At 34.0% G+C, this 3,948-nt stretch carries 4 protein-coding genes; all 4 read left to right on the top strand.

What is annotated here, in order from left to right; all coding sequences use genetic code 11:
- Positions 1-392 precede the first annotated feature (392 nt).
- The 4 genes from C8C76_RS14790 to C8C76_RS14775 all read left to right on the top strand — a co-directional run bounded on the left by C8C76_RS14790 (position 393) and on the right by C8C76_RS14775 (position 3,856).
- Entirely contained in the window at positions 393-794 is a 402-nt protein-coding gene (locus C8C76_RS14790) for a hypothetical protein (RefSeq protein ID WP_108142988.1), read from the top strand.
- Positions 795-1,034: 240 nt separating this feature from the next.
- A complete protein-coding gene (locus C8C76_RS14785; RefSeq protein WP_108142986.1) occupies positions 1,035-2,720 on the top strand; it encodes a DDE-type integrase/transposase/recombinase in 1,686 nt (561 codons plus the stop codon).
- Positions 2,721-2,724: 4 nt separating this feature from the next.
- Positions 2,725-3,528, top strand: a complete 804-nt coding sequence (locus tag C8C76_RS14780) for an ExeA family protein (protein ID WP_108142984.1) — start codon at positions 2,725-2,727, stop codon at positions 3,526-3,528.
- Between the two features lie 13 nt (positions 3,529-3,541).
- A complete protein-coding gene (locus tag C8C76_RS14775; protein WP_108142982.1) occupies positions 3,542-3,856 on the top strand; it encodes a hypothetical protein in 315 nt (104 codons plus the stop codon).
- Positions 3,857-3,948 lie beyond the last annotated feature (92 nt).

Here is a 3,948-nt window from a genome sequence, read left to right as displayed (position 1 = left end):
TGTTACAAGACATAAAATTCAGCAGTAGATCATATATTTTAGGACATGATCTACAACAGTAAGATTATTTAACATATATTTCCTGTTAGGATAAAAAAATATACCAGAAGAACCACCTTCTGGTATATAATAAAGATATCACAAAACCTATTAAAAACATCATATTACAATTTGATATAAATTACAAGTCTTTTGAAGAAGATTATGAATTATTTTTAGAAAATCTGAGCTTAGATGAGCTGCGTAAAGAAGCAAAAATACCAGAAACTGATAATCTCAAGAAGAATGGATGCTTTGAAAGAGGGATATATTACACTGTTGACGGCAATCTTGAGTACTCAAGAATTAAAATTCAAAAGCTGCAGCAGACAGCAATTATTGATGGCAGAGAGGTGAAAATTTATCTCAGTGTTTTTCCATCTTTTATCATTAAATACAACAGAGTTTCTGTTGATACACTTGAGTATATCAGTAAAAATATCAGAGAGGGTGAGGATATCTTTACCGCCATCAATGATTTAGAGTGCAGACTTTCTTCAGAAGATCTTTTAGCCAGAGCCTGTCAGAGACTGAATAGTTCCTGTATTCAAAACAACTATGCCAGTGTTTTAAACTCCCTTTACACCGAAGTGTATGATAGTCCAATCAGTTTTTTTGAATTAATCAATACTTTAGATAGTTATCGCTACCCGGCAGTTTTTGAGCTTTATAGAACCGGTCAAATATTTATTGATGGAGCCGGAGAATTTGGAGTACTGGTTAATTTAAACAGGATCTTTAAATTCTTAAGATAAAAAAAGAGAATTTTTTGACCTTCATCTGCCATAATTCCCCTTATATCCTTTTAAAAAGAATATCTTCCCATTAAAAGGAAAAACGTTTGCAATTTTTAATATCCTTTCGGGTCTTTTCTTTTTATATTCCAGTTCATAAAATGGTAATTTATTCATTTTAGACAGCAACAAAACCTTTATTTTAATTAAAGATCACTTCCGGTATGATGATACTAGCAAAAATCAATGGAGGTGATTTAATTGTTTGAAAACAGTATTAAAAAAGAAGATGCAGTAGCCTTTTTCCGCTTCAGTGTAATTTCTCCCATGCTCAATGCACCGAAGGGTCAGATTGATGCTGCTGCAAAAAAACTTGCTAAAACTGAGTTTAATGATCTGGTAAATCAGAGGATGGTAACTTTTCATTACAGGACGATTTATACCTACTACATGAATTACAAAAAGCATGGGTTTGAGGGGTTAAAACCCAAAAGATACAAAAACAAAGGAACACATCCCTCGGTTCCAGATCAATACATTAAAGACATATTAAGTTTAAAGGAAGAACTACCTTCCCGCTCAGCCAGAAAAATTATCACCATGTTAGAACTGGCCAGAAAAGTTGAAAAAGATTCACTACAGGTGAGAACAGTTAATCGGATTTTAAATCACTACGGTTATACCACTAAAAGTCTTAAAAACAGCAGTAGAGTTTATTTAAAACATCAGAAAAAACAGATTAATGAGATGTGGCAGTCAGATGTTATGTCAGCATTTTATCTTCCTGATGAAAATGGTAAAAAAAGAATGTGTTATCTGATTGGCTTTATTGATGATCACAGCCGCCGGGTAACTCATGCCCAGTTTTACTTTGATGCCACATTAACAAGACTGGAAGACAGTTTAAAAAAAGCAGTTATTAAGTCTGGAGCTCCGGATAATTTGTATGTCGATAATGGAAAAATTTACATATCAAATGATTTTAAGTTGATCTGTGCCAGGCTGGGTATTATTGTTAAATACAGCAAGCCATACCAGCCAAGTGGAAAAGGCAAAGTTGAGAAATTCTGGCAGTATGTACAGAGTTCTTTTCTAACTGAGATAAAAAACAACAGAGTCAGCAGTATTATTGAGCTTAATGATCTATTTTCAGCCTGGTTAAAGACAGAATACAATGATAAAGTTCATTCATCTCTGGGGACTACTCCGGCTAAAAGATGGGAAAGCTCTTTAAAATCAGGCCGCCGCCTTCGCTATTTTTCTCCAGTCCAGCTTGATCAGGCGTTTATGCACTTTGCAGAAAGAACAGTCAGCAAGTATGGTGTTATCTCCTTTAATGGGAATCAGTATGCCATTGATGGCAGGCTGGTTAACAAAAAGATAGCAATCAGATACAATCCTTTTCATCTGGATAATGTGCATGTTTACTATCAGGATAAATATTATGGTTTAGCCCGAGTTATTGACCTAAAAAAAGAAAAACATAAATCAGTGGCCAGTATTGAAGAAGATCCAGCCGTTGATTCTACCATCAGCAGAGAATATCTTAAAAATATCAAAAGCAATTATCAGGATTATCTTAAAGAACAGCTAAATACCCCGCTGGAAGAAAAAGTCCAGCTTCAGGCTGCAGGAGACGATCCTGAAGAAAAAACTGCTGCTGAAGTTAATACTACAGGTCATATTATTGCTGAAGAAAAAGTTCAGGCTTTAAAACGGCAGGAATTTGTGGATATTATTTCTACTGCTTTAGGAATTAAAAATCTTTCCTATGCAGAAAAGGGCAAACTCTATGAGCTGTGGCAGACATTTAAAGAATTTAATAAAGATTTATTGATTGATATTGTTGATGATATCAAAGATAAAACACCTGACTTTAATGATAATTTTCTCTATTATCTGGCTCAAATTAAAAATATTTATCTGGAAAAATTAAAGGAGGCTTAAAATTATGATCGGTATTAATACTTCTATTGCAGAACATTTTAGCTTAAAAAAGATCCCCTTTTTAAAAAGAGAAAAAAATTCATTTAAGTCAGCTCTTTTTGAAGATAATCTTCTTTTTTTATCAACTGTTTTTAATTCAAGACAGATAGCTGTTGTCAGTGGACCATCTGGCAGCGGGAAAAGCTCCCTTATATTTTATGCTGTTAATGAACTGGATCCGGCTGAATTTAGAGTGGTTCATCTTGAATTATCAAAGCCAAAGAAAAAAGCACTCTACAAAACAATGGCTGTTAAAATGGGATTAAAACCTGCTTTTCAGGCTGATGATATTAGGCTGCAGATTATTGATTTTTTCCATGAAGAAAATGCTCAGGGCAAATTTAACTGTGTTATTATTGATGAAGCTCACAGTCTTTCTATTGAAATGATTGATGAGCTGAGAAGTTTTTATGATGAGGGGGCTAATTTTTCTTTAATTCTGGCAGGACTGCCTCAGCTTTTAAACAGAAACCTTAACCTGAGTATGACAATCCCCATGAAACAGAGAGTTTCTCTATTTCTTGAATGTACAGGGTTTTCTCTGGAGGAAACTAAAGATTATGTCAGTTATCAGTTCAGTGCTGCCGGAATGCAGAATGGAATTATCGATGAAAAATGCTATCCTGTACTTCATAGTATGACCTCCGGGATTCCCCGGAAGATCAACCAGGCCTGTTATGTTGCTCTACTTGAGTGCTTTAAAAACAAAAAATCAATTATTACAGCCGATGTCTTAAAAAAAGTTAATGAAAAAATCTTTTATACTTAAGGAGCTGTCCGCTATGACTTTTAATTGCTATTATCAGAAAGAAAAATGGCCTGGCAGGATAGTTCAGTTTAAGGATTACGGCAGTTATATTGAGATTAGAGTTGAAAGCCTTTCCAGTATTACTGTTATTTTTGGAAAAACATCACTGGGCTTTTTTGCCTGTATGCCAGATTATGAAGCAGGATGTCATCTAATTGAACCTGAAAATGAAGTCTACAACAGAGAAAAACTTATTTCAGTTATGAATCCAATAGATGGAACAACAGTTGCCAGAGCATTATATGTTTTATTTAAAGGTCTGGAGAAAAAAATTGAAAATGAACAATAATTAATTTCAGGGTATGAGAATACCCTGTTCTTTTAAATATTTACTGGTGAAAAACATGTCCTGGTTACTGAAATATTTCTTGTCTCATAACA

It is taken from the genome of Halanaerobium saccharolyticum, from assembly GCF_003053565.1.
Taxonomy (GTDB): domain Bacteria; phylum Bacillota; class Halanaerobiia; order Halanaerobiales; family Halanaerobiaceae; genus Halanaerobium; species Halanaerobium saccharolyticum_B.
The sequence above is the reverse complement of the archived record's forward strand: the minus strand, read 5'-3'. Positions and strand labels throughout refer to the sequence as shown.

Coding starts and splice junctions, on each gene's coding strand:
- C8C76_RS14780 (WP_108142984.1), top strand. CDS start 2,725: ATGATCGGTATTAATACTTCTATTGCAGAACATTTTAGCTTAAAAAAG.
- C8C76_RS14775 (WP_108142982.1), top strand. CDS start 3,542: ATGACTTTTAATTGCTATTATCAGAAAGAAAAATGGCCTGGCAGGATA.